The sequence below is a fragment of the Streptomyces sp. NPDC048436 genome, assembly GCF_043200355.1.
Classification (GTDB): domain Bacteria; phylum Actinomycetota; class Actinomycetes; order Streptomycetales; family Streptomycetaceae; genus Streptomyces.
Map to the genome: position 1 here is coordinate 1 of NZ_JBICXP010000019.1, position 22,165 is coordinate 22,165.

At 66.4% G+C, this 22,165-nt stretch carries 16 protein-coding genes and 5 pseudogenes; 16 read left to right on the top strand and 5 right to left on the bottom strand.

The window, feature by feature from the left end; genetic code table 11:
* From ACGFX9_RS37545 to ACGFX9_RS37560, 4 genes and pseudogenes are all read left to right on the top strand, one after another.
* Window positions 1-492 (top strand): annotated as a pseudogene (locus ACGFX9_RS37545) (asparagine synthase); the annotation flags it as partial.
* Window positions 493-505: 13 nt separating this feature from the next.
* Complete coding sequence (locus ACGFX9_RS37550; RefSeq protein ID WP_393484172.1) at window positions 506-1,060, top strand: GNAT family N-acetyltransferase; 555 nt, start codon at window positions 506-508, stop codon at window positions 1,058-1,060.
* A gap of 19 nt (window positions 1,061-1,079) precedes the next feature.
* Window positions 1,080-1,754 carry a class I SAM-dependent methyltransferase gene (locus ACGFX9_RS37555; protein ID WP_393484175.1) on the top strand — a complete coding sequence of 225 codons (675 nt, stop codon included), beginning with the start codon at window positions 1,080-1,082 and terminating at the stop codon, window positions 1,752-1,754.
* Between the two features lie 571 nt (window positions 1,755-2,325).
* Window positions 2,326-2,523, top strand: a pseudogene (locus ACGFX9_RS37560) (ATP-binding protein); the annotation flags it as partial.
* Between the two features lie 178 nt (window positions 2,524-2,701).
* Here ACGFX9_RS37560 and ACGFX9_RS37565 read toward each other — a convergent pair.
* Window positions 2,702-3,555 (bottom strand): annotated as a pseudogene (locus ACGFX9_RS37565) (integrase).
* A 534-nt stretch (window positions 3,556-4,089) separates the two neighbouring features.
* On the opposite strand from ACGFX9_RS37565, the gene ACGFX9_RS37570 reads away from it, so the two are divergent.
* From ACGFX9_RS37570 to ACGFX9_RS37605, 8 genes and pseudogenes are all read left to right on the top strand, one after another.
* Window positions 4,090-4,908, top strand: a complete 819-nt coding sequence (locus tag ACGFX9_RS37570) for a hypothetical protein (protein ID WP_393484178.1) — start codon at window positions 4,090-4,092, stop codon at window positions 4,906-4,908.
* A gap of 19 nt (window positions 4,909-4,927) precedes the next feature.
* Window positions 4,928-5,215: a hypothetical protein gene (locus tag ACGFX9_RS37575; protein ID WP_393484181.1), complete on the top strand. Its 288-nt coding sequence runs from the start codon at window positions 4,928-4,930 to the stop codon at window positions 5,213-5,215.
* Between the two features lie 42 nt (window positions 5,216-5,257).
* The gene (locus tag ACGFX9_RS37580) at window positions 5,258-5,560 is read left to right on the top strand and encodes a hypothetical protein (protein ID WP_393484184.1); all 303 of its coding nucleotides are present in this window, start codon (window positions 5,258-5,260) and stop codon (window positions 5,558-5,560) included.
* 416 nt (window positions 5,561-5,976) lie between these two features.
* Window positions 5,977-6,348, top strand: a complete 372-nt coding sequence (locus ACGFX9_RS37585; RefSeq protein WP_393484187.1) for a hypothetical protein — start codon at window positions 5,977-5,979, stop codon at window positions 6,346-6,348.
* A gap of 307 nt (window positions 6,349-6,655) precedes the next feature.
* Window positions 6,656-9,830, top strand: a pseudogene (locus ACGFX9_RS37590) (RHS repeat-associated core domain-containing protein).
* Between the two features lie 1,126 nt (window positions 9,831-10,956).
* Window positions 10,957-11,533, top strand: a pseudogene (locus ACGFX9_RS37595) (integrase); the annotation flags it as partial.
* Between the two features lie 546 nt (window positions 11,534-12,079).
* Window positions 12,080-14,134 (top strand): trypsin-like peptidase domain-containing protein, encoded by a 2,055-nt coding sequence (locus ACGFX9_RS37600; RefSeq protein ID WP_393484190.1) that lies wholly within the window; start codon window positions 12,080-12,082, stop codon window positions 14,132-14,134.
* A 9-nt stretch (window positions 14,135-14,143) separates the two neighbouring features.
* Window positions 14,144-14,710, top strand: a complete 567-nt coding sequence (locus tag ACGFX9_RS37605; RefSeq protein ID WP_393484193.1) for a hypothetical protein — start codon at window positions 14,144-14,146, stop codon at window positions 14,708-14,710.
* Window positions 14,711-15,174: 464 nt separating this feature from the next.
* Here the strand turns inward: ACGFX9_RS37605 and ACGFX9_RS37610 are convergent, their stop codons facing one another.
* The gene (locus tag ACGFX9_RS37610; RefSeq protein ID WP_393484195.1) at window positions 15,175-15,672 is read right to left on the bottom strand and encodes an integrase core domain-containing protein; all 498 of its coding nucleotides are present in this window, start codon (window positions 15,670-15,672) and stop codon (window positions 15,175-15,177) included.
* A gap of 269 nt (window positions 15,673-15,941) precedes the next feature.
* Between ACGFX9_RS37610 and ACGFX9_RS37615 the strand changes: the two genes are divergently transcribed.
* From ACGFX9_RS37615 to ACGFX9_RS37625, 3 genes are all read left to right on the top strand, one after another.
* Window positions 15,942-16,181: a hypothetical protein gene (locus tag ACGFX9_RS37615; RefSeq protein WP_393484198.1), complete on the top strand. Its 240-nt coding sequence runs from the start codon at window positions 15,942-15,944 to the stop codon at window positions 16,179-16,181.
* 320 nt (window positions 16,182-16,501) lie between these two features.
* Window positions 16,502-16,639, top strand: a complete 138-nt coding sequence (locus ACGFX9_RS37620) for a hypothetical protein (RefSeq protein WP_393484200.1) — start codon at window positions 16,502-16,504, stop codon at window positions 16,637-16,639.
* A 16-nt stretch (window positions 16,640-16,655) separates the two neighbouring features.
* The gene (locus ACGFX9_RS37625) at window positions 16,656-17,054 is read left to right on the top strand and encodes a nuclear transport factor 2 family protein (RefSeq protein ID WP_393484203.1); all 399 of its coding nucleotides are present in this window, start codon (window positions 16,656-16,658) and stop codon (window positions 17,052-17,054) included.
* A 523-nt stretch (window positions 17,055-17,577) separates the two neighbouring features.
* Here the strand turns inward: ACGFX9_RS37625 and ACGFX9_RS37630 are convergent.
* Entirely contained in the window at window positions 17,578-18,309 is a 732-nt protein-coding gene (locus tag ACGFX9_RS37630) for an SDR family oxidoreductase (protein ID WP_393484206.1), read from the bottom strand.
* Between the two features lie 75 nt (window positions 18,310-18,384).
* Here ACGFX9_RS37630 and ACGFX9_RS37635 point away from each other — a divergent pair, with 75 nt between their 5' ends.
* Window positions 18,385-18,762: a MerR family DNA-binding transcriptional regulator gene (locus ACGFX9_RS37635; protein WP_393484209.1), complete on the top strand. Its 378-nt coding sequence runs from the start codon at window positions 18,385-18,387 to the stop codon at window positions 18,760-18,762.
* Between the two features lie 710 nt (window positions 18,763-19,472).
* Here the strand turns inward: ACGFX9_RS37635 and ACGFX9_RS37640 are convergent.
* Both ACGFX9_RS37640 and ACGFX9_RS37645 read right to left on the bottom strand, forming a co-directional pair.
* Window positions 19,473-19,628, bottom strand: a complete 156-nt coding sequence (locus ACGFX9_RS37640) for a hypothetical protein (RefSeq protein ID WP_393484212.1) — start codon at window positions 19,626-19,628, stop codon at window positions 19,473-19,475.
* A gap of 496 nt (window positions 19,629-20,124) precedes the next feature.
* Window positions 20,125-22,155, bottom strand: a complete 2,031-nt coding sequence (locus tag ACGFX9_RS37645) for a hypothetical protein (protein ID WP_393484215.1) — start codon at window positions 22,153-22,155, stop codon at window positions 20,125-20,127.
* Window positions 22,156-22,165 lie beyond the last annotated feature (10 nt).

The window sequence follows — 22,165 nt, forward strand, 5'->3', positions numbered from 1 at the left end:
GGCCCTGTCGCCCGCGAGGCTCTCATGGACGTGGATGGGGGCACCTGTCCTCCCGCCGTCGTCAACGAAATGACCCTGCTCGCGATGGCATCGGCTGCGCCGCTGCTGCTTGAGGCCGGGATCTGGCCCCTGCACCCCTTCGCCGATCCGGACATGATCCGCTTCGGCGAGTGGCTGCCCCGCTCCTGGCGCTCCCGCAAAAGCTTGCACCGCCGCCGCCTGACCGCCCTGGGCTTGTCCGAACTGGTCGTCGAGCCACCCCTGCCGGAAAACTTCACCGACGTCATGAACACCGGGATCCGCACCACCCTGCCCGCACAGGTGCGACGCCTACTCGACCAGGGATCTCCCCTCATCGACGCCAAGCTCGTAGACGCCGACACGCTCACCAAAGCCCTGACGCGCATCGAATCCGGCGACATCCGCACCACAGATGACCGCCTCGCCGACGTCGTTTCCGCTGACCTCGCCCACCGCGCCGCCCACAACTGAGAGTTTCAAAGACATGTACGTGATGCGCCCCGCCACCGCCCACGACCGGCTCGCCTACGCCGACCTGATCCGCGCCCGCGCCGCCTGGATGGTGTGCACGGGCAAGGCCGGAGGTGCGGACCTTCTGGAAGGAGATCGGTCCGGACAGATCGCCGCGCAGGCCGGGAACGGCCGCACGCCTGTCTGGGCTCTGCTCTCTCCCGAGGGAGAGCTCATCGGTTGCACCAGCCTCTACGACCAGACCCCCGAATGGGGATGGACCGATACCGAGCGCGCCGAGCCCGCGCTCTTCCTGGCCACCACCTTCACCCATCCCGACCACCGGGCCGCCAAGCCCGGCACCCTGATCGCCTGGTGGGCCCTGGCTCACGCAGCCCGCACCGGGAAACTCTGGGTGCGGCGCGGCTGCGGACACCAAGGGCTCGTGCGCTACTACCGCGACCACCAGGGCTTCGACCTCATCCACGCAACCGAGCGAGAAGGCCACCGCGCCTACCTCCTGGCACGCAAGGCCGAGGAGCTCAACCACCTGCCCGTCACCACCGACCCCGCCGGCAGCTTCACCTGACTCCTCGGGAGCCGCACGCATGCCCAGCACCGTCACCGAGCATGACGCCGCGTTCAACCGCAATGCCTGGGACACTCTCGCCACCACCCGCGCCGGTCAAGAGTCAGTCCTGTACTGGCACTTTCGCGACGCCCCCGGGCCCGGCGTCGAACTCCTAGGACCCCTGGCGGGCGCGACCGTCGCGGAACTGGGGTGCGGCAATGGCGGTCACCTCGCCCATATCGCCCGGCATGGGGTTGCTCGCGGGATTGGTAACGACGTCTCGCCCGTGCGCCTCCACCAGGCCGTCACACAGCAGGCCGCCCAAGAACGGCTGGAGTGGTGGCTCGGGGACGCCATCCGCATCACTCCCCACCTACCGCGGTTGGATGCCGCGTTCTCCGTGTTCGGCGGACTCTGGTTCGCCGACCCCCACCAACTCCTGCCCGCCCTCCGCCAACGCCTCAAGCCCAGCGGGCGGCTCGTCTTCTCCTGCATGACCCGGGCCCCCGGCGCCCCCGAGGGGCGCCGCCAGATGGTCGTCTACACCCCGGCCACCGGCCGCGTCCCCGTTGTGCGATGGATGTACTCGATCCAGGGCTGGCTACGGATCTTGACCGAACACGGCTACCGCGTCGACAAGGTCGACCAGTCCGACGACCCGCGCAATCAACGCGTCCGCAGCACCGTATTCGTCGCTCACATCCCCCAGTGATCTCGCCGCGCGATGTTCTCGGAGCAGGGCGTCGCGTTCATCGGTGCCCGTGATGAGTCGGCTCTCATGCCTGCACTGGACCAGTTGCTGTTCCTACTCGGTGGGTGCCGCCAGCGAGAGCCTTAAGAGTGCGCCGTACGCGAGCTGTGCAGGCGTCGGCGACCGCTGCCGGATGTCGACCTGAGCTATCTCGTGCTGCTACAGGATCGCGGGGCCGCGTTCCCGCGTGGGGGGCCGTGTGCCGGATCGGTGGCCATAGCCATCGCGCTGGAGTCGGAGAGTGCTCCAGGCCTCTTCGGAGCTGGTCAGCGAGGACTTTGGCATCGTCGATCAATTCGGATCAGGACGTTCCGCTCTTGTTGGAGGGGGGGTGTGGTGGTCGCGGCCCAATGCCGCGATCACGGGAGGACCCCATGTTTCTGTCCATGCCACTCACCGGCGCGCTCTTGCTGAGTGCGCTGTCCGTCTCGGCCGCGTGTGCTCTGGAGGACGTGCGGGTCTGCTTCCGCCAGGGGCGGGGTCGTCACCGCCGCGTTGGAAGCGGTCGGCACGCACAGCGCGGCGGTGCGCGATGAAGCCCGGGGTGGGCCGCAGCGCTCCGGAATCTCAGCAGCTGTACACCTGGGGGCCGGGTGTTGAAAATCCGGTGGGGCTGGCGCGTGCCGCTGTATGCGCTGAGTTCGTCAGGCTTGAAGTGCCGGAAGATGCAGCCGAGAACGCTGTGCTCGCCGTCTCCGAGCTTGTGGCGAATGCCGTCGAGCATGCGTGTGGACCGTATGCGGTTTGCTTGCGCCGCACCGCGCGGGAGCTGCTCTGCGAGGTACATGACGGGTGTTGCCAGATGCCTGTGGTGACACCGGCCATTTATCCGTGCCGTTTGAGCCTCAGGAGGTCGATCGGGGCGGTGGACTGGACGCTGCGCCTGCCGAAAACTCCATCCGTGCAGTTCAGGCGGCATGTTGGTATTCGTGGAGGACTCCGCCGAGGCGGTCTCTCCGGCGCACATTCAGGCGTGCGATCTGTGCGTGGGGGAGCGGTTCGGGGACGGCGCGCAGGGGTGCTGCCTGATCTTTTGCTTGGTGGGGCCGGTGGAGGTTGTAGTGCAGTTCGAACTGGTGAAGCGCGTGGCGTAGATGGCGTTCGTTCCGTGCGCGGGATGCGTATGCCGGTGCGCACGGTCTGGATGCCGGCGGTGTTCAGGATTGCGTCGCAGAGGGCGGGGTGCTTTGCGTCCCGGTCTCGGATCAGGTAGGCGTGCGCGTCGGTGAGGTCCTTGGCCGGGTTGCGGGCGGCTTGGCTGACCCAGGCTGCGGTGGGGTGTGCGGTGGTGCCGAGGATGCGGATGCGGCGGCTGGCGTGTTCGATGTCGGCGAGGATGTGCTGGCGCCTGCCGGTCAGGGTGATGGTCTCGATGGAGTCGCGGGCCAGGAGCGCGTCGGCCTGAGAGCGCAGGAACGAGGCCCAGGTGGTGGCGGCCCGGTCGGGCGCCGGGGCGATGCCCTCAGACGAGAGGATCTCCCAGACAGCGGAGGCGGCGACTCGGATACCAAGGGTGGCGAGTTCGCCGTGCACACGGCGGTAGCCCCATGCCAGGTTCTCCCGGACCAGGCGCAGGACCAGTCTGCGGATCGAGCGGACCGTGGGTGGTCGACCGGGCTTCTTCGGCCGGCAGGTACGGGCATGACGCCGCTTCATCAGGTCGCGATTCCAGCGCAGCGCAGCGCAGCGCAGTGTCGGGCCGGACGAGTAACCGGAGTCGGCGCAGGACCTGGCGTGGCAGGGGGATCAGCAGAGCGGCCAAGAACGCCCGGTCCGTAGGAGTGAACTTGACCCGGGCCGTACCGAGTTGTCGCTCAAGGACGGTGACCTAGAGGCGCAGGGCAAGGATCTCCGTGTCCTTGTCGCGGTCGCTCAGTTGCAGCAGTCGCAGTGCGGTGAACATGTTGGTGATGGTCAGGTAGGCGAGACGAAGCAGCACGAGTGCTTATCCTGTCGCACCGTCGAAGACTCTCTTGAGTTGCGCGGATGACGTTATCGGCAGGCACAGGCCCGGGACGCGGCCGAACAGGACGCGAAGGACGCACGCGCCGCGGCCGACCGTGCCGACGAGGCGGCGACCGAAGCCGAGCAGTACGCCAAGGACGCGAAGAAGTACGCCGACGACGCGCAGGACGCCGCGGACCGGGCCGAGCGGGCGGAGGCCAACAAGCAGGTATCGGTCGGAGCGGGCACGGGAATCGGCGGCACTTTCTACGTCGTCGACGGCATCAGGCTCACCGGCGACCCGAAGCCGAAGAACGACTGCGTCATCGAGATCGGCCTCTCCGGCTGCACGGTGACCTTCACCCTCACCTTCGACGCCGACGTCGATTTCTACCTGTGCGCCAATCCCGATGTCGCCGCGACCGAAACCAGCTGCCCGAAGCGCGACACGGTGTATCTCGCCTCGCAGACCTTCAAGGGTCTGAAGAAGGACGTCACCCGCTACTTCACCAAGCTGGAGATCGCCCAGGACATCGTCAAGGTGATCGCCAGGCTCGCCTGGGACATACTCGTCCAGGACTTCGTGGACTGCTACCACGGCAGCGTCAGCGGGTGCGGTTGGGTAGCCGCCAACTTCATCCCCGGCAAGAAGATCGAAGACGCCGTCCAGGCCATCCGCTCCCTCGACACGGCGCTCAAGGCGGGGAGCAAGACGTCCGGCGCCTGGAAGGCCGTCAAGGCGTCCGGTCTCTCGTCCGACGTGATCTCCGGCATCGGGAAGCGGGCGAAGGAGGCCCTGAAGGCCTGTCGTGTCCGCGGCGCGGCCGTGCTGCGGAGCGCGGCCGACGAGTGCCTGGTACCGCCCATGCTGGACGATTTCGGGGAGGACTACGTACGGGGCAAGCATGTCGAGGGAGGAGCGAACGTCACGTGGAAGAAGGGCGTCTTCGACAGCAGTGTCGACCTCGACGAGCTGGTTGAGATGTCCTACCGCTCCAAGCCCGTCGGTCCGAACCACGAAGGACACTACGAGCGTTACGTCGACGCGGGCACCTTGATCGGCCGGACCTCCGAGATGAGCGGCAAGAAGCCGACATCATGGCTCTTGGTCTCGCAGGACAAGTACGGAAGCGTCCGCACGATGTACCCGATCGAGAAGCCGGCCGTCTAGTGGGAAGCAGGTACAGCGGATGGAAATCCATGTGCGGAACCGGTCGCACGAGCGAGTCTCCGAGAAACGGGGGGACGACGTCGACGAAAGCTTCCTCTCGGCATGCCACGCGGCTCCGGACGGCAGCGTCATGAGCGGCGTCCTCTCCGTCGGCGACACCATGTTCAACGAGTTGCAGCTGCCGCAGCTGGCAGTCGAGTTGGACGGTCTCCCCGAGGAGCGGAAGACGGATACGACCCGGCAGGTGGCCGACATGGCGCGGCGCGCGGCAACCTTGCGCGGCTACTTGTTCATCTCCGGGGACTGACCGGACCGACCCCGAACGACACTCTGGAGAAAGACGTACCGCATGCCCCTCGTCATCTACGTGGAAGACCAAGTACACGGCCGCATGGCCAAGACCTACGAGGACCACAAGGAGACGTTCCTGGCCTTGTGCGAGTCTGCGCCCAAGGACAGCATCCTGCGCGCCGTGAACCGCCACGGCGACACCATGTTCAACGAGCTGCAACTCAGGCGGTTCGTAGCGGAGTTGAATGCACTCCCGGAGCGGGAGAAGAACAGCACGGTGCGGAAGCTCATCGCGGCGGCCGAGTTCGCGATCGCCTCCTTCGGCTACCTGTATTTCGTCGGGGAGCCCGCACGGGCCTAAGGGCCTGAGTCACTGAGAGGTGGGCGTCCCCGCTTCGCGCGGGGCGCCCACTGCCGCGCTGGTCTACTCCGCACCCGGCTGACGTCCAGGTTTACCCTGTGGGTGCCCGAAGCTCGGCTGCCCTATGCGACCTGCGTGTATTCGTGGATCACGCCACCGAGTAGATCGTGACGGACGACTCTGCCGTCTGGGCCTCCTGGATGGGGGAGCGGTCGCAGGGGCGCTGCTTGGCGGAGGGCACGGTGTGGGCGATGGGTATTGGAGTGTGGCACCCGCACCCAGACAGCACCGAATCACCCGCCCTGCCTCTGTCTCCGATCTCCAGGCCAACCGGATCCGAAGACAGCCCGCCAAGCGTGTGATTGCCGACCGTGGACTTTCGCGATGGCGCTAGCCTCAGGCCATGACCCACGGCCATGTTTGATCAAGTCAAGCTGCGGGCTACACCGGGGCTTGCCCGCGCACTCCTCGCCCAGCTGGAAGACCGCGGGGCGGACGCTAGTTACGCGGCAGAATTCGGCATCGACACCGGCCAGCTCCTCATCGTTGCTTTGATGATGCGCGACAGCGGGGCCTGGATGACCTTGCGGACAGCCATCGAAGCTGTTGCCAACCGCCACCAGGGCGCCCGAATCCGCGTCGAGCTGGGCGACCGTACGATCGAGATCGAGGGCAAGAGCACGCCCGACATGGAGGCGCTCCTTCGCCAGGCGCGCGAACTCTTTGAAGCAGATGCTCAGCGATGGCGCGAGAGCAGTAGCGGCGGCGACACCGACGCACAGGAGTAGTGATGGCCGGGCGAAGAGGCTGAAGCCGGCGCTGTGGGATCCGGGCAGCCGCACACCACTGAAGTTTCCCTTGCCCGGGTTGCGGCTGTACCGCATCTCCTCCGCGAAGGCTAAATGCCCGTCAGGGCGATAGCCCACAGTCGACGGTGAGGGTACCAGCGTTGTCTGTAGTCGCTCCTGGCGGCCTACGTCCCGTGGTGTCACCCGGCGGACGTTGAGGTCGTGTCAAGTGAGTGGCGTGGCTCGGCACGGCTGGGGGTCAAGGGATCTGGAATCGGCGTGGGGCAAGGACGCTCCCTCGTTCACGATGCCGCCTGTGAAGGTCGGGTCGAACAAGCCGGCCACACCGCAGGCGGAGCGGACGCCCTCGGATGAGGTGGCGGCCTGGCGGGCCTATCAGAAGAAGCGGGCCCAGGGCGGCTCGTCGGCCAGGGCCCGCAACGTGGCGGCGCCGTTGGAGTATGTGCCGGAGGGGCAGGGAGATGTGCCCTGGCACAAGATCAGCAAGTTTGCGATCACGGACGCTTTGACGGCCCGGGTCGACTATTCGACCGGCAACCTCATGCTGACCGCCACCGATTTCGAGATCGCCGGGGTGGGCCAGAACCTGAGCCTGGCGCGCACCTACAACTCCCTCGACGCACCGTGGGGCAAGGTCTCCCAGCGGTGGTGGCAGCAGTACGAGCGCTACCTGCAGGTCGCCGACGGCGAAGTGGTCCTCTACGACAGCAGCGGGAGAGCCTGCGGTTCACCAAGCAGGCCGATGGCACGTTCACTACGCCCAAGGGCTACTCAAAGGAGTTGAAGAAGAACGCGGACGGCACCTACACGGTCACGAACTGGAAGTCCTCGTCCAAGGACACGTTCAACGCCAACGGCACGCTGACCAAGGTCACCGACAAGAACACGGGCACCATCACCGTCACCAGCATGACGAGGGCGGCGAGAACAAGGGCTTCAAGCTGACCGAGACCCGCTCAAACCGGTGGATCGACCTGGTCAAGACCGACGCCTCGCAATGGCAGGCCAAGGACAACTCCGGCCGCACCGCCGTCTTCGACCTCGACCCCGCGGGCAACCTGCACAAAACGACGAACGCCGAGGGCAAGACAACCACCTTCGACTACGACTCCTTCCGCCGCCTGACGAAGATCACCACAGCGGAAGGCCGGGTCACCGTCTTCACCTACGACGCGGCCAACCGCGTCACCTCCATGCTGCGGGCCACCGAATTCAACGGCTCCGGCCACACCGGCCCCACCTGGACCTACGACTACGACACCACGTCACCGACCGCGGCCGGAACCACGAAGGTCACCGACCCCGAGACGTACGCCACCAGCTACAAGCACGACGGCGACGGCCAGGTCACCGATGTGACCGACGCCCTCCAGCACAGCCGCTCCACGGAATACGACGCGAACCACAACCTCGACACCAGCACGGACGCGATGGGTTCGGGAAGCACGCCCGGCAATGTGACCGACTACGGGTTCAACACCCGCAACAACCTGGAGAGCATCAAGTCGCCGACCGGGGGGAAGTCGGTGACGAGCTGGCAGACGATCGCCGGCGGGGACGTGCCCAAGGACTCCACCAACGCCGACGGTGAGAAGACCACTTACGGTTACGACACGGCCGGCAACACCAAGTCCGTGGCGCAGACCGGTACCGGAGGCGGCAGCGTCTCCTACACCTACAACCCGACTACGCCCAACTGCGGTGGCTTTGAGGGTCAGCGGTGTGCGGCCGAGACCAAGATGTCCTCCTCCAAGACGGTCAAGACGTCCTTTACCTACGACGCCAAGGGCGACCTGCGCAAGGCCACTCCGTCCGCCCCGCTGGGGGAGACGACCTACACCTACGACAGTCTGGGCCGCACCGAAACCCTGACCGACGGCCGGGGCATCAAGAAGGTCTTCGCCTACGACCACCTTGACCGGATCAAGACCGTCTCGACCACCAACGACACGGTCCGCTACTTCTACGACGACGACGGCAACCTCACCCAGCGCGATGACAACACCGGCACGATCAAGTACCAGTTCGACCCGCTGCAGCGCGAGACGGTACGCACCCTGCAGGACGGCTCCCAGACCCTGCTCGCCTACACCCCGGCGGGCAACGTCGACTTCTACCAGGACCCGGCCGGGAAGGTCGACTACACCTGGACCAAGGTGAACAAGCTCAAGGAACTGAAAGATCCGCAGGGCCGGGTGACGACGTATAAGTACAACAACAACTACGTCCGCACCGAAACCGCCTATCCCGGCGGAACCGTGCAGACGGTCGACGTCGACAAGTCCAGCCGCCCCGAGAAGATCAAGGCAACCTCTCCCAAGGGCACGCTGGTCGACCTCGCCTACACCTACGGCTACGGCACGGACGCCAAGACCGACGGCAGCAAGATCCGCACCAAGACCGACGCCGTGGCAGGGACGAAGACCGCCTACAGCTACGACGGGGCGGGACGGTTCTTTTACGCCGCGGAGAGCAAGGGCTCGACGCTGAATGAGTCCTGGCAGTACTGCTATGACCTGGCCGGGAACCTGACCAGTTAGGGCACCGAGAAGGGCTGCCCGCGCGGCACCACCTACACGGTCAACGATGCCCAGCAGATCACGGCGAAGAACGGCTCCTCGACGAACTGGTCGTATGACAAGGAAGGACACGAGACGGCGGCGGCCCCGACACCGGAAGGGACCAGGACGGGCGAGACGTGGTCGGATCACAGCCAGCTCACCTCGCTGACCGTCGGCGGCAAGACCTATGCGGGCCAGTACGGCTCCACCGACCAGAGCGAACGCATCAAACTCGGCGACACCTACTTCCACAACGGGCCCATCGGCCTGTCAGCGACGTCAACTGCCGGTGTGGACACGGGCTTTAACCGTGAGGCCGGGGGCACACTCAACTCCGTGACCCGTGACGGGAAGGCGTACTACTACCTCACCGACGCGCTCGGCTCCGTCGTCGCGACCGCCGACGAGTCCGGCGCGAAGGTCAACTCGTACTCCTACAGCCCCCGCGGCGTCACCCGCTCCGCGAGCAGCGAGAACGTCACCCAGCCGTACCGGTTCGCTGGCGGCTACCAGGACTCGACCGGTCTCTACCACTTCGCGGCCCGCTACTACGACCCCAACATCGGCCGCTTCACCCAACCCGACCCGTCCGGCCAGGAAAAGAACCCCTACCTTTACGCCGAAGGCGACCCCGTCAACCGCATCGATCCCAGCGGGCTGCTCGGCCTGTCAGACGTCACTGAAACCATCGGTTCGGCTTTGGGAGGCGCTGTGGGCGTAGCGGCCACCGCTGCCGTGTGCACCGCAGCCACTGCTGCCTGCATTGTCGGCGGCGCAGTGATGGCCGGGTTGGGGAGCGGTTCCGGAGGTGCCATCGGATCAGCTCTCGGGGGCGGAAGCCCTGCTGACCGCAAGGATGCCTTCCTTGGAGGCGTTCTTGGCGGAATCCTGCCCTTCTAGCCCGGAGTCACCTCTCACCTCGGTCACCACCTGACCAGACACGCACTGTGCGGTGGGCAACCTCGATTGTCCACCGCACGGTGTCACACACCGGCAAGGAGTGAGCTGCGTATGAAAGAGTCCTCGAACTGGAGCGCCCGTCGGCGCAGCGCCGCCATTACTGCCGCTGTGGGCGCAGTGGCTGCTGCGGTGTCACGTGCGGGCAGCTCCGGAGTCGACTGGACCGTCCCGCTGTCGGCCCTGATCGGCGCTGCCGCCGGCGCAGTTATGGGCCTCCTATGGCCTCAGCTCTGGCCTGCGCGAAGTAAGTAGGCGCTTTTGAACTCTGGCCGCACCTGCAACCTCGAACCGAACAACCTTAGTCGAGCCAAGAGCGCTGTGTGGCTTACCTTTTCGCTCGCGCTTCTGTTGAATCCGGCAGGCGAGCTGTGGAACTTGTCTGGTCTCGCTTGGCTCGCTGTACGTGCCACTGCGTCAGTGCTCTTCACAGTTGCGCTGATCGCATTTATCGGACTGTGGACCGTACGGCATCGGCGAGGCAGGGCGAGGGAGTAGGTCCCTGCTTCTCGAGAGCCGATGCTGCCGGTTCTAACGAGCTCGTCGGGGCAACCGACGGTAAACCGATGATGCTCATGCCGAACTGACCGATGCGTCCGTTGGAGGGGTGGAGCCACTGGTAGTGCTCTACCCCTCCAACTGTGTTGGGCGTTGCTCGAGTTGTGTTGGAGCAATTGTCAAAAGCTGTGGATCAGTAGCTGTTCACACGCCCTTGGTTCAGGTGGATGAGCCCTTCGATGGAGCCCAGACGGGCTTGTAGGGCCGGGTCCGCGGTCGGATTGGTGGTGAGTAACAGCACCTGGGCCGCTGGGTGTTCGGGAGCGTAGAGGTCGTCTTCGCCGTCGCCGGGGGATCGGGTTGGGCTGGATCTCGATCCGTCCGTTGGGGCTGCTGGCGAGGTGGTAGACGCCTCGGTAACCGCTGTCGCACTCGGTGAAGACCTGCCAGAGGCGATCACTGACGAGCCGGACCAGCTCGCTGGCGGTGTGGGTGCTGGTGCTTGTGCCGCTCGAAAAGTCTTCGCCCCTGGTGGCCGCGGTGACGGTCCGTCTGCTGGGAGCATGTGCGGATGATCGCGTCCCTGCTGTACAAGGTGGCCCGGAAGTTGCTGTCGCTCCCGTCAGTGCTGCTTCGTGGCGATGCGGCGAAAGACGCGGAGCTTCTCGCACTGCGGCACGAGAATGTTGTACTGCGCCGACAGGCTGGCCGGCCCGGTCCGCTACGAACAAGCCGATCGATTCTGGTTCGCCGCCCTGTCCGGACTGCTACCACGTCGGCGCTGGCGGGAGATCTTCCCGGTCACCCCCGGCACATTGCTCGGCTGGCACCGACGAGTCATCGCGGCACAGTGGAATTACACCGCGTGCCGACGCACCGGACGGCCGCCCACCCGGGCGGCAATCAAGAACCTCGTGCTGCGACTGGCCCGGGAGAATCCGAGGTGGGGACAGAGACGGATCCACGGCGAGCTCGCTCGACTCGGGCACCGGATCGCTGCCTCGACGGTCTGGGAAATTCTCCACGCAGTGGGCGTTGACCCGGCGCCACGTCGGTCCGGTCCGACCTGGCGCGAGTTCCTCACCGCCCAGGCCGAAGGCATCATCGCGGCAGACTTCTTCCACATCGATACCGTGCTCGGCAAGCGTGCGCCTGCCGGAAACTCCATCCGTGCAGTTCAAGCGGCGAGTTGGTGGCCGCGCCAGGAGTGGGGGTCCGCGGGGCTGTTCACTTTCGACGAGTCGAGTTGGCGCTCTTGTGCGGCGAGTTGGTGGCGAGGGTGAGGATCTCGGAGACCTTGGCTTGGTCACTCGTGCGCAGCAGGCGCAGGGCGGCGAAGAGGTGAGCAGCGGTCAGGCAGGTGAGACGGAGCAGCGCGAGTGACCATCCTGCCGCGCCCTGCGATGGACCCCATGACTGAGGTCCTGCGCGGACGTAATTATCGGCACACACAACGCTCGCGGACAGGGGCGAACTTGGCTGTTGTGCGTCGACCCACTCCGTTCGGGACGGGAGCCTGTCGCGCTGCCGCCCGTCCAGGCGTCCACAACTGGCTCAGGCGAAATCCCGTTGCGATGTGCATTGGTATGTACCAATGGCATAAGGTCCTGGGCGTCGTGCGGCGCGTCGTCACTGTATGTCCTTTTTTGTGCTCCAGATGAAAGATCCACGTGAACCAAGGAATACGTACCGTCGTGCGCACCACAGCGCTCGGCGTCGCGGCAAGTGCCCTGATGCTCACCTCGCCTGGCCTCGCGTCAGCGGCTCCCGTGAGCCCGGCGAGCCCCGCCCCGACGCTGTCGGCCTCCCCGAGCGCCACCGCCACTCCCGAGGTCAGCCCGCCTCCGCGACTCTCCGCCACGCAGGACCCGACCAAGACCCTTCAACCCACGGGCACGCCGGACGCCTCCCTCAAGCACCCCGACAAGCACCCCGATCAGCGGGAGAAGGAGGCCGAGGAGGGCACGGCGCTCAAGGCCACGCAGGAGGAGATCGCCGAAGCCAGGGCGGCCGAGGCCTACTGGACTCCGGATCGCATCGCCAAAGCCGTACCTGCCAACCCCGACAAGGGAGTTGTCGACGGGGTGCCGAAGACGGCGGGCGACATGCTGCGCTCCCCCTCAAACGTCCACAACAATGGTGTCGCCACCGCCGGTGTCTTCCTCATCAACCAGGATGACGACCCGCAGTCGGAGCCGGGCAAGCGCGATCAGTTCTGCTCCGCCTCCTCCGTGGCTTCGCCCAACAAGTCGCTGGTGATCACGGCCGCGCACTGCCTCAACGACAACGACCGGTTCCGCAACCTCGCGTTCGCGCCGGGCTGGAAGGCCGATCCGCAGCACAAGGGCCGTGGCATCGCCCCCTACGGCGTCTTCCCGATCAAGAAAGGGAAGGTCTGGATCGATGGCCGCTACCTGTCCCTGGGATCGCAGAAGGCCGACGACCTCGACTTCGCCTTCCTGCGGACCGGACCGAACTCCAAGGGAAAGTGCCTGGAGAACGCGACGGGGATGGGCAATGAGCTGACCACGCTCCCCGCCTCCGGCAACCTGAACCAGAGGAACGTCACCCTGATCGGTTTCCCCGGCAGCTCCAAGTCGCCGCGCGTGTGCCCCAAGACATCCACCAAGGCCTACGCCGGACGCTTCTTGGAGATCGCCTGTGACGGGTTCGCCCCGGGCGTCTCCGGCGGGCCGTTCCTCCGCAACTTCGACGGCAAGCGCGGAGATGTCATCGGCGTCATCGGTGGCTACAAGACCGGCGGCAAGTTCGACAACGTCTCTTACTCCTCACAGTTCGACGCTGATGTCGTACGCCTCTACAACCAGGCCGTGAACGACCACACCCCGGACAAGCCCTCTCAACTCCAGGGCATGGGTGACGCGGGGCTCTGGCGCCACGCCACGGCCGCGGCCACCGGCCAGTTCCACACCTCCTCGCAGAAGACGCAGGACGGCGACCTGGTCGTGAAATGGTCCGACGGGGAGATGACGCTCTACCCCGGCGACCAGTCGCAAGGTTTCTACACCGGCTGCGCCCAGGGCCAGCCATGTGAGACGCGCCTCGCCAAGCCGAACAAGATGTGGGCCGACTACGCCGAGGTGATCACAGTCGGCGACTACACCGGCTCCAACGCGTACGACCTGATGGTCAAGTGGATCGACGGCGAGGTCACGATCTACAAGGACATCGACGAGCACACTCAGCTGCCCACCTCTACCTCCGAACACCCGGCAAACGAGATCACTGTCGCCAAGGCCGGCTCGACGTGGAAGTACGCGAAGGGCATCGCGACAGGCAAGTACGGCGGCAACAAGTGGGCTGACGACCTGGTCGTCCGCTGGGTCGACGGGGAAGTCACCAGATACACCAACGTCGACGGCGGCGGCTTCCACGCCGAGCGGCAGCTCCTGGCCCCCAACGCCCTGTGGAAACAGCATGCCTCGGTCATCGCTGGCGGAGACTTCGACGGGACCGCCAACTCCGACTTCGACCTCTTTGTGCGCTGGTCGGACGGTGAACTCACCATCTACGAAGACGTCGGCGCGCACGGCCTTGGCAAGGAGAACCAACTGAAGGGCCCGAACGGCACGTGGAAGCACGCCCGGGTGATCGCTCCGGGCGAGTTCGGCGGCAACCTCTGGGAGGACGACGTCTTCGTGCGCTGGTCCGACGGTGAGGTGTCCGTGTACGGCAACACCCAGGCCGACGCGCTGGGCCGCGAGTACCAGCTTGTTCCTCCTGGATAGGGCGATTTCATGCGCATACGTCATACCCTCCCTCTGTCCGCAGCGGTCCTGGCCGTTCTGATGTCTGGCTGCGCGGATGAGCAGGGCGGGAGCGGTTCCAAGGAGAGTGCCGCCGCCTCGACGCAGCCGTCGAAGCCGTCGGCGTCCTCCGGAGGCACTGGGAGGCCATGGGAGCCGGACGACGCGTTGCGGCGTGCCGAGCAGGCACTCAAGGCCGCCGCTGACGACGGTACGGAGGCGAAGCTCGTCGATTCCGGCACCGCTTACCTGGGGTCGGGCTTGAAGAAGACCTTCCGCGCGAGCGGCGACAAACCGTACCGATTCGAGATCACCTGCGACACGGACGGGACCGAGGAGCTCACTCTGACCTTGGCCCGAGGTTCGGACGAGCAGGCCTACGGGGTGGGATGTGGTGACCGCGAGGCGGACCACTTCAACCTCCCGGCGGGCAAGCCGTTCACGGCGCACGTCGAAGCTGAGCGGGCCGGCACGGGACTCATCGCATGGCGCCTGACCACGGTCGCCCCCGGCGATGTGGACGGATGCGACGACGATGTCGACGGGTGCGAGGACTGACCCCCTTTTCGCACCGTCTCCCGTGAGCGGGCCGGCCGCGGGGCCCCAGGGGCTCACGCGGTTGCCCCGCACACGAGAGACCATCACCATCGAGTTCGACCGATCTGAGGCACACTGTCGACACGGCAGGCCCGCCTTCGAGAGCGCCGACCTCTGTGTCTGGTGCGGCGGTGCTTCAACAGGTCGCGGTGCCGGCGCAGGATCGCGCGGGGGAGCGGAGTGAGCAGCGCGGCGAGGAACGCGCGGTCCCGTTGTGCAGGCGGGGACGTTTGGCGTCGGGTTGCCGTTATAGGGGGCCGGGTTGGCGGCGGTGGCCAGGATCTCGGCTCCTTCTCGCGGTCGGTGATCGGCAGCCACCGCAGGGCTGCGAAGGACCGCCCGGCTTCAACCGCGGCTGGGTCCCCGCGCGTCTCCCTGTGGGCCCGAAACTCGGCCGCCCTATGCGACCTGCGCGTATTCGTGGATTACGCCGCCGAGTAGATCTCGACGGACGATTCTGCCGTCTGGGTCTCCTGGGTCGGGGATGCTGCTTGGTGGAGGGCGCGGTGTGGGCGGTGGGTATTGAAGTGTGTTTCGTATGCGGTTAGGACGCTGCGCAGGTGCCGTTCGTTGGTGATCAGTGTGCGGTCGAGGAGTTCTCTGCGGCATCCGCCGATCCAGCGCTCGATGTATGCGTTCGCCCGTGGGGCCCGAACCGGAGTGAGCAGGACCTGGATGGCTTCGGATGCGAGGACGGCGTCGAAGGCATCGGCGAACTTCGCATCTCGGTCCCGGATCAGGAACCTGAAACGGTCAACGCGGTCGTCAAGTGCCATGAGGACGCCACGGGCTTGCTGGACCGCCCAGCTGCCGGTCGGGTGGGCGGTGACACCAAGGATGTGTACTTGGCGGGTGGAGATTTCCATAACCACCATGCAGTACAGGCGCCGCAGTAGCACGGTGTCGATGTGGAAGAAGTCCACTGCGAGGATCCCGGAAGCTTGATTGCGTAGGAACTGGGCCCAGGGCGGGCCTGAGTGTCTTGGTGCCGGGTCGATCCCGGACCTGTTCAGGATCGCCCAGACCGTCGAGGCGCCGACCGAGCGACCCAGGCCGGGCGATCTGACGGCGGAGCACAGCGAGCTGGTGGCGCAGTACGAGAATCTGCGTGTTCTTGGAAGCCTCTGATCGCGCAAGCAGCGCGATCCATCCCAAGATCTTTAGGGAGGCCAGGTACAGCAGTCGCAGAGCCATGTCTCAGGATCTCGCCCTGCCTGGCCTCGACCGCAAGGCCAGGTGGTCAGCAGCGGCAGCCGAGTTTCGGGCACCCACACGCTACCCCGCTGACGTCGTCCTCGGCACGACCCAGGCGCCGACCGGTTCCTACGTCGACCGCGGCCGTGTGGACCGCTCGTCGGATGAGTCCTATGACCCGCGGCACGAGGGCGAACTCTGGAAGGCCGCCGAACGGCTCACCGCGTTCGATTCGTAGTCGACAGGAAGATTTCGATCGGATCGTGGACCCGCGGAAGATGGCGCGCGGTGACGCCTGAGTGATGGTGACGCCTTGACCGCCCGTGAGCCGCGCCACGCGGGGCGGAGGCAAGATGATGATGTGCTGTGCGGTCTGTAGGGTCTGTAGGGTCTGTGCGGAATGGCGAAAGTGCCCAGAATTGGAGGTGTCGACACTGGCTCGACCCGAGGGGCGTGCTGTGAACACCGATCTGGACACTCTCCGGGTCCGCGAAATCGCCGCAGATATCGGACGCCATCTCGATTTTCCGACGCGGTCGGTTCCGATGGAACAGGTCGATGAGCACTTCGGATGCCATCAAGGGCAGCACCTTCCGTGTGCTCCAGTACACCGCCCACCTTGCCGCCCGCGAGAATCCCGATGGCGGTAACGCCGAGATCGACACCTTCCTTGCCGCCCTGCCCGCCACGGTCTGACCGGGAGTCCAGCACCATGGAAAGCAACACACAAGCCACGGCCGTGCCCGGCTGGGTTCTGAAGTTCATGCACGCCATCGACACCCTGGAGTTCGGCGAGGGCTTCGCGCCGCTGACCGAGGACACCGACATGTTCTTCGGCACCGAACACCTCCACGGCGTCGATGCCATCAAGGCCTTCTTCATCAAGATCGACGAGCCGCTGATCATCACCCACGAGGTTCTGGAGTTCTGGGCCGCGGGCGACGGCGTCCGCCTGCTGCGCGGCGAGGCCACGATGGCCAAGAAGAGCAGCCCGGACCAGGTGGTGCGAGCCCCGTTCATGCACATCTTCTACCTCGACCGGGAAGAGCCGGTCCGCGTCCGGACGCTCCGCATCACCGCGGGCCCGCTGCAGACCGACGCCGTGATGTGACCTCATTCCGGAGCCCGCCGCGAGTGCCCCGGGCCCCGGAGTCGAAGGGCGGACAGCATGCACCACGGACGACGCCCGACTGAGGCTGATCACCCAGCACCTTCCCGCCACGTACGCGGCACGCCTCCTGGACGCGCAAGAGGCCGGAGCTTCCGAGGACGACCTGCAAGACATCGTCCGAGAAGGCCTGCAGGAGGAGTACTTCAAAGACGGGGGACGGCGCGAACAGGGCCTGACGACTCCGAGGTGTCTTGACGCTCGCTCTGATGGGCCGTCAGGCACTGTGCGCCGCTGGCCAGACGGGCTTTCGGCTGCACGGCCGTGACAGCCTGCCGGGATTGTCGTGGGCCAAGCGGCCTTGCTCAGACGGGGCTGGGCCGGAGGACCGCCCCTCCGGCTGCACAGGGGCCGCTCACCCGAGAGCCTGTCCGAGGCGAACCTCGACGGATCACCCCCCGTCTGCGCGGGGACCACTCCCACGTCAGCGGCCAACCGACCGAAGTCAGTGCGGCCCGAGGGCCCCTCAGGCCGCCGCTAGCGCCGCCAGGGCGCGGTCCATCGCAGCGTTGAACTCTTCCGGTGTCAGCGGCAGCCGGGACTTGACGTCCCGACTCCACTGGTCGGCGAGGACCTCGGCGGAGCCCGCCTCGACACCGTCGAGCGCCGCGTCGGCCAGGTCCGACGGCGCGATCTTGTCCACGGGCCAGCCCGCGGCCATGTCGGTGTCGGCCAGGCCGAGGTGCACCGCTGTCACGAGCGTGCCCTGCTCGGCGAGCTCCAGGCGGACGCCGTTGGTCATGGCCCAGGCGGCGGCCTTGGTCAGGTGGTAGGCATTGCCGCCACTCTTGACCCCGAACCATGACATGGCGGAGAGGACGTTGACGATCGCGCCCCCGCCGTTCCCGGCGAGCGTCGGCGCGAACTCCCGGATCATTCCCAAGTGGCCGAACACGTTGGTCTCAAGCTCGCGCCGTACCGCGTCCAGCGAACCGGTCACCAGGTCGGTCCCCGTCTGGATCCCCGCATTGTTGATGAGCAGCGAGACGTCCGGGGCGGCCTCGGCTGCGGCCCTCACGGCTGCGGGATCGGCGATGTCAAGGGGCAGCACCTCGACCCCGGGCAGGTCCACGGTCTCCGGTCGGCGGGCCGTCGCGTAGACCTTGCGGGCGCCCCGTTCGAGCAGGCGCTGGGCGAAGGCGCGGCCCAGGCCGCGGTTGGCTCCGGTGACGAGGGCAACTGAGTTGTTGATATCCATGTCCGGTACGCTAAAACCTGACGCTAACGTCAGAGGCAAGTGCTGTTCATCAGAGCCGGGGTGAGAGGAATCACCATGACCGTCACAGAGGTCGCGGCCGAGCGGCTGATCCGCATCGGCGAGGTGGCACGGGGTGCGGGCGTCTCGGTACGCGCCGTGCGCTACTACGAGCAGCAGGGACTGCTCATCGCGGAGCGCAGCCCATCCGGCCAGCGCCTCTACCGGCAAGACGCCATCCCTCTGGTCCGCTTCTTCCAGCAGATGTTCGCCGCCGGCCTGACCAGCCGAAGGATCACGGAACTCCTTCCGTGCTGGGACTCCGGGCACACCGATGCCGAGCAACGAGCCATGCTGCGCGCCGAGCGCGACCGCATCCAGGCCAAGGCCGACGACCTGCAGGCCGCCCTGGACCGCCTCGACGAGGTCATCGCGATCACGGACACGCACCCGTAGGCGCAGTTGGTCGAACGACGCACCAGCGATCTACGGCTGGAGTATTAGGGAGTGGCGGTGGGTCTACCAGTATTCGGGGGACCCCCGGTTTCGGTAGCCGGGGATCCCCCGCTGGTGTCGCTATCCGGGTGTTTGCATCCGGGATTCACCAGGTATTCGGCAGAGTGATGCCAGAGGGATGCCGAGCGTTCCGGGCCCGGCAGGATCGAGCTTTTGCGGCGGGCGGTCTGCCGGACGAGGAGGAGCTTTCTGGAGGCCCCCAAGTCGGCGGGGAGGACAGCGCGGCAAGGCCGACCGGGATGTCCGGCATCGGAACACCCCCGCGGCGGCGGGGAGGACACTTCGTGACCTGCACTCTAGCGGGCGCTTTGCAGGTTCTTTGCTGAGTTGCGCGCGTAGCTCAGGGTGGCCATGGGGTCACCGCACAAGGGCTATTCGAGGGCGCGTTGTCAGTGGTCTCTGCTTGAGTCGAGGCGATCCGGCTTCGATGTAAGGCTGCGAGGTGCACATGATGATGCGTCAGTTTCCGTCTGGAACGCGACGTGACCGATGCTCCGCACTGCCAGGCACTCCTGGGCCGCCGGATCGGGTGCGTGGGGCCCCGTTGGTCGACCGCGTCGATGAGCCCTGCGGGTGAGGGCGGCGGAACGCTGCGCCTGCCGAAAACCCCTTCCGTGCAGCTCAGGCTACGTGTCGATATTCGTGCAGGATCAGCCGAGGCGGTCTCTTCGGCGTACGTCGAGGTGTGAGATCTGTGCGCGGGCGAGCGGTTCGGCGGCGGCGCGCAGAGGCGCTGCCTGATCAATCGCTTGGTGGGGGCGATGGAGGTTGTAGTGCAGCTCGAACTGGCGGAGCGCGTAGCGCAAATGGCGCTCATTCCAGATGAGCGTGCGGTCCAGCAGCTCGTGGCGACAGTGCGCCTGCCGAAAACTCCATCCGCGCGCAGTTCAAGCGGCATGCTGCGGACCTGCCGCTTCAGGTGTCTCAGCGTCGCCGTAGTTCCGCATACGGCGTCGTACGGGTGTCAATGGTGCTTCAGAACTCCGAACCAAAATGGGCCACTTGACTGTGCGGGCTCCGTGTCTTGGTGCACACGGCATCCAGAGGTTGAACGCTGTAGCGAGATGCTGTGCAGGTCGTAGGCGGGGAGGGGCTGGGGGCGACTGTGATCCCGCTGACCTGCAACGAGATCCAGCACCTGTTCATCACGCTCGTCATCCAGGCTGTTCGCGACGCGGCCCACCGGTTTGCGTGGCCCCACTGGCGAAGCGCCCACAAGGCAGGCCCACGCGCCAGCGGGTACCGGCGCCGAGCCGCACTCCAGACATGTAGGTCACGATCTACATCTCTGGAGTACTCAACTCAGAGGCTCGTGGGCCTTTCGAGGGCTTGCAGCATCCCCGCGGGTAGCCGGTCGTTGCCCCAGCTGCGCTCTATGTAGCCGATGATCCGCGCGACGTCTTCGGCGGGTACCCGCTCCGGTTCGCCGTGCTCGAGCGGGTCGCTGTGGAAAATGTAGAGCCGCGAGGCGAACTGGTCGAACGGGAGTGAGGCCTCGCCGAACCGCTCGCCGTTGCCCGCGGTGGAGACGACGACACCGTCACCCCAGTCCTGGCCGCTGTCATTGTTCGGGTTGAAGAAATACACCCGCATGACGTCCTGTGGGTCCGGCGCGGTCCGCAGGATCGTGATCGCGTGCCAGCCGACGTAGCGGGCCGCGCTGTCGGTGACGGCGACGCCGGCCGGCTGCGGATGGATCAGCGGCTGATCACCGTTGTAGGACGGGTGGTAGCTGGCGTGGAACTCACGCAGGAACTCGTCGAGGTCCACCAGGTTTCCGGTCGGGACGTCAACGTTGATGTGGAACCCACGGCCCGCCCACCAGCCGTGAAACTCGGGGTTGATCCAGCGGTGCGGGTCCCCTGGCCGTGCGGCGCAGCGCCGCCCCATCTCGGCGTATATCCGGTCCAAGTGGGGCACCAGGAGTAGTGACACGGGGTCCAGATCCATCGGTAGCTTGCTCGCGACTCCGATCGCGCTGTCCTTCGACGAGATCGGCTGACCCTCGAAGTGCATGAGGATCTCGTCGTCGCGGGCCGCCCAGACCACCATTTGCAGCAGGTAGTCCGGGTCGTTGTAGGACCACATCGACAGCGCGCGGGCCGACTGGCAGGTGGGGTTGTCGCCCTGACCGACGCCGAGTGGCTGGCCCAGCATCGAGAGCACCCCCGCGACCAGCCGCGCCGGCGGCGCCGGCACCTCGCCGAAAACCGTCGTCAACCGCTCCCGCGCGAGCGGGGAGAGCTCAAGCGCCAGCTGACGCCATAGCGCGGGAACCACCGGCGGCTCGTAAAGGATGCCGCGGTCGAGCAGCAGAGCCAACCCGTAGATGCTCTGCGCGGTCTGCGGGTGCACGGCCACCTCGATCAGCCGGTGCACCAGTTGGCTGTAGCGCAGCAGGCAGTTCCGGCCGGTGTCGGAAAGACCGAGCGCCTCACCGACGAGGTAGTCGCTCTCGCGCAGGAGGAACCGGAGCAGTTCCGCGTGGTACGGCGACACCAGGCCGGTGTCGTGCATCGCCCGCGCGAACCCCGTCGCCTCGTATTGCAGGGCGCCGGTGTCCATCGCCTCGAGCCGGGAGCGGAAGACCTCGATGCCCGGGTCGTCCCGGCACGCCTCGGTGGTCCCGAACAGGCTCGTGATGAGCCGGTCGATGCCCTGTCCTGACGACACGCCAAGAGCGACGTCCGGGTCGTCGCGGTGAATCGCGATCCGGGTGATCAGGGACTGCATCGCCTCGACCTGGATCGGACGCTGGCGCAGGATCCGCCAGACCTCGTCGACCAGGTTGTCCAGGACGCTGTCGTAACCGATCTCGTCGGCGAGGTGGCGGAACAGGTCCCGGATGAGCTGTGCGGTCCGGCCCTGCTGGGTTCGCTCCGCCTCGCTGGGCGGAGTGAACAGCAGCCCCAGGTTCGTTGCCAGCACCTGGGACAGGAACTGGCGGGCGTCCTCGGCGGGCAACGTCGGGTGCGCGAAGTCCCCGCGGGCGACGGCGAGCATCCGCAGCTCGCTGGTCGCCTCCATGACGACAGTGTCCGCGTTTCCGCTGTGCAGGCTCGGACCGACCATCGACGGGACAAGGATCTCCGGTGACGCCCAATCCGTCTCCTGGAAAAGCCCGGCTTCCTCAAGGGCCTGCGCCCTGGCCTGGATCGCCGCGGCGCCGCCCGGCTGCAGGAGCACCCGCCGCAATGCTTCCAGGACCCGCCGCAGCTTCGTGTGCTTGCCGAAGTCGCGGGTTTCGGCCATGGCCTGGATGGCATCGTCGAGTGAGGTCACGCGCTTGTCCAGCGTCGTGGCCTCATCGCTGACGTCGACGGTCGGTTTCAAAGGGCTTCCC

What these genes read in the sequence shown, in the direction of transcription:
- ACGFX9_RS37615 (WP_393484198.1), top strand. Translation starts at nt 15,942, where the DNA reads ATGTCTCAGGATCTCGCCCTGCCTGGCCTCGACCGCAAGGCCAGGTGG.
- ACGFX9_RS37625 (WP_393484203.1), top strand. Translation starts at nt 16,656, where the DNA reads ATGGAAAGCAACACACAAGCCACGGCCGTGCCCGGCTGGGTTCTGAAG.
- ACGFX9_RS37550 (WP_393484172.1), top strand. Translation starts at nt 506, where the DNA reads ATGTACGTGATGCGCCCCGCCACCGCCCACGACCGGCTCGCCTACGCC.
- ACGFX9_RS37630 (WP_393484206.1), bottom strand. Translation starts at nt 18,309, where the DNA reads ATGGATATCAACAACTCAGTTGCCCTCGTCACCGGAGCCAACCGCGGC.
- ACGFX9_RS37580 (WP_393484184.1), top strand. Translation starts at nt 5,258, where the DNA reads ATGCCCCTCGTCATCTACGTGGAAGACCAAGTACACGGCCGCATGGCC.
- ACGFX9_RS37555 (WP_393484175.1), top strand. Translation starts at nt 1,080, where the DNA reads ATGCCCAGCACCGTCACCGAGCATGACGCCGCGTTCAACCGCAATGCC.
- ACGFX9_RS37585 (WP_393484187.1), top strand. Translation starts at nt 5,977, where the DNA reads ATGTTTGATCAAGTCAAGCTGCGGGCTACACCGGGGCTTGCCCGCGCA.
- ACGFX9_RS37620 (WP_393484200.1), top strand. Translation starts at nt 16,502, where the DNA reads ATGAGCACTTCGGATGCCATCAAGGGCAGCACCTTCCGTGTGCTCCAG.
- ACGFX9_RS37635 (WP_393484209.1), top strand. Translation starts at nt 18,385, where the DNA reads ATGACCGTCACAGAGGTCGCGGCCGAGCGGCTGATCCGCATCGGCGAG.
- ACGFX9_RS37605 (WP_393484193.1), top strand. Translation starts at nt 14,144, where the DNA reads ATGCGCATACGTCATACCCTCCCTCTGTCCGCAGCGGTCCTGGCCGTT.
- ACGFX9_RS37575 (WP_393484181.1), top strand. Translation starts at nt 4,928, where the DNA reads ATGGAAATCCATGTGCGGAACCGGTCGCACGAGCGAGTCTCCGAGAAA.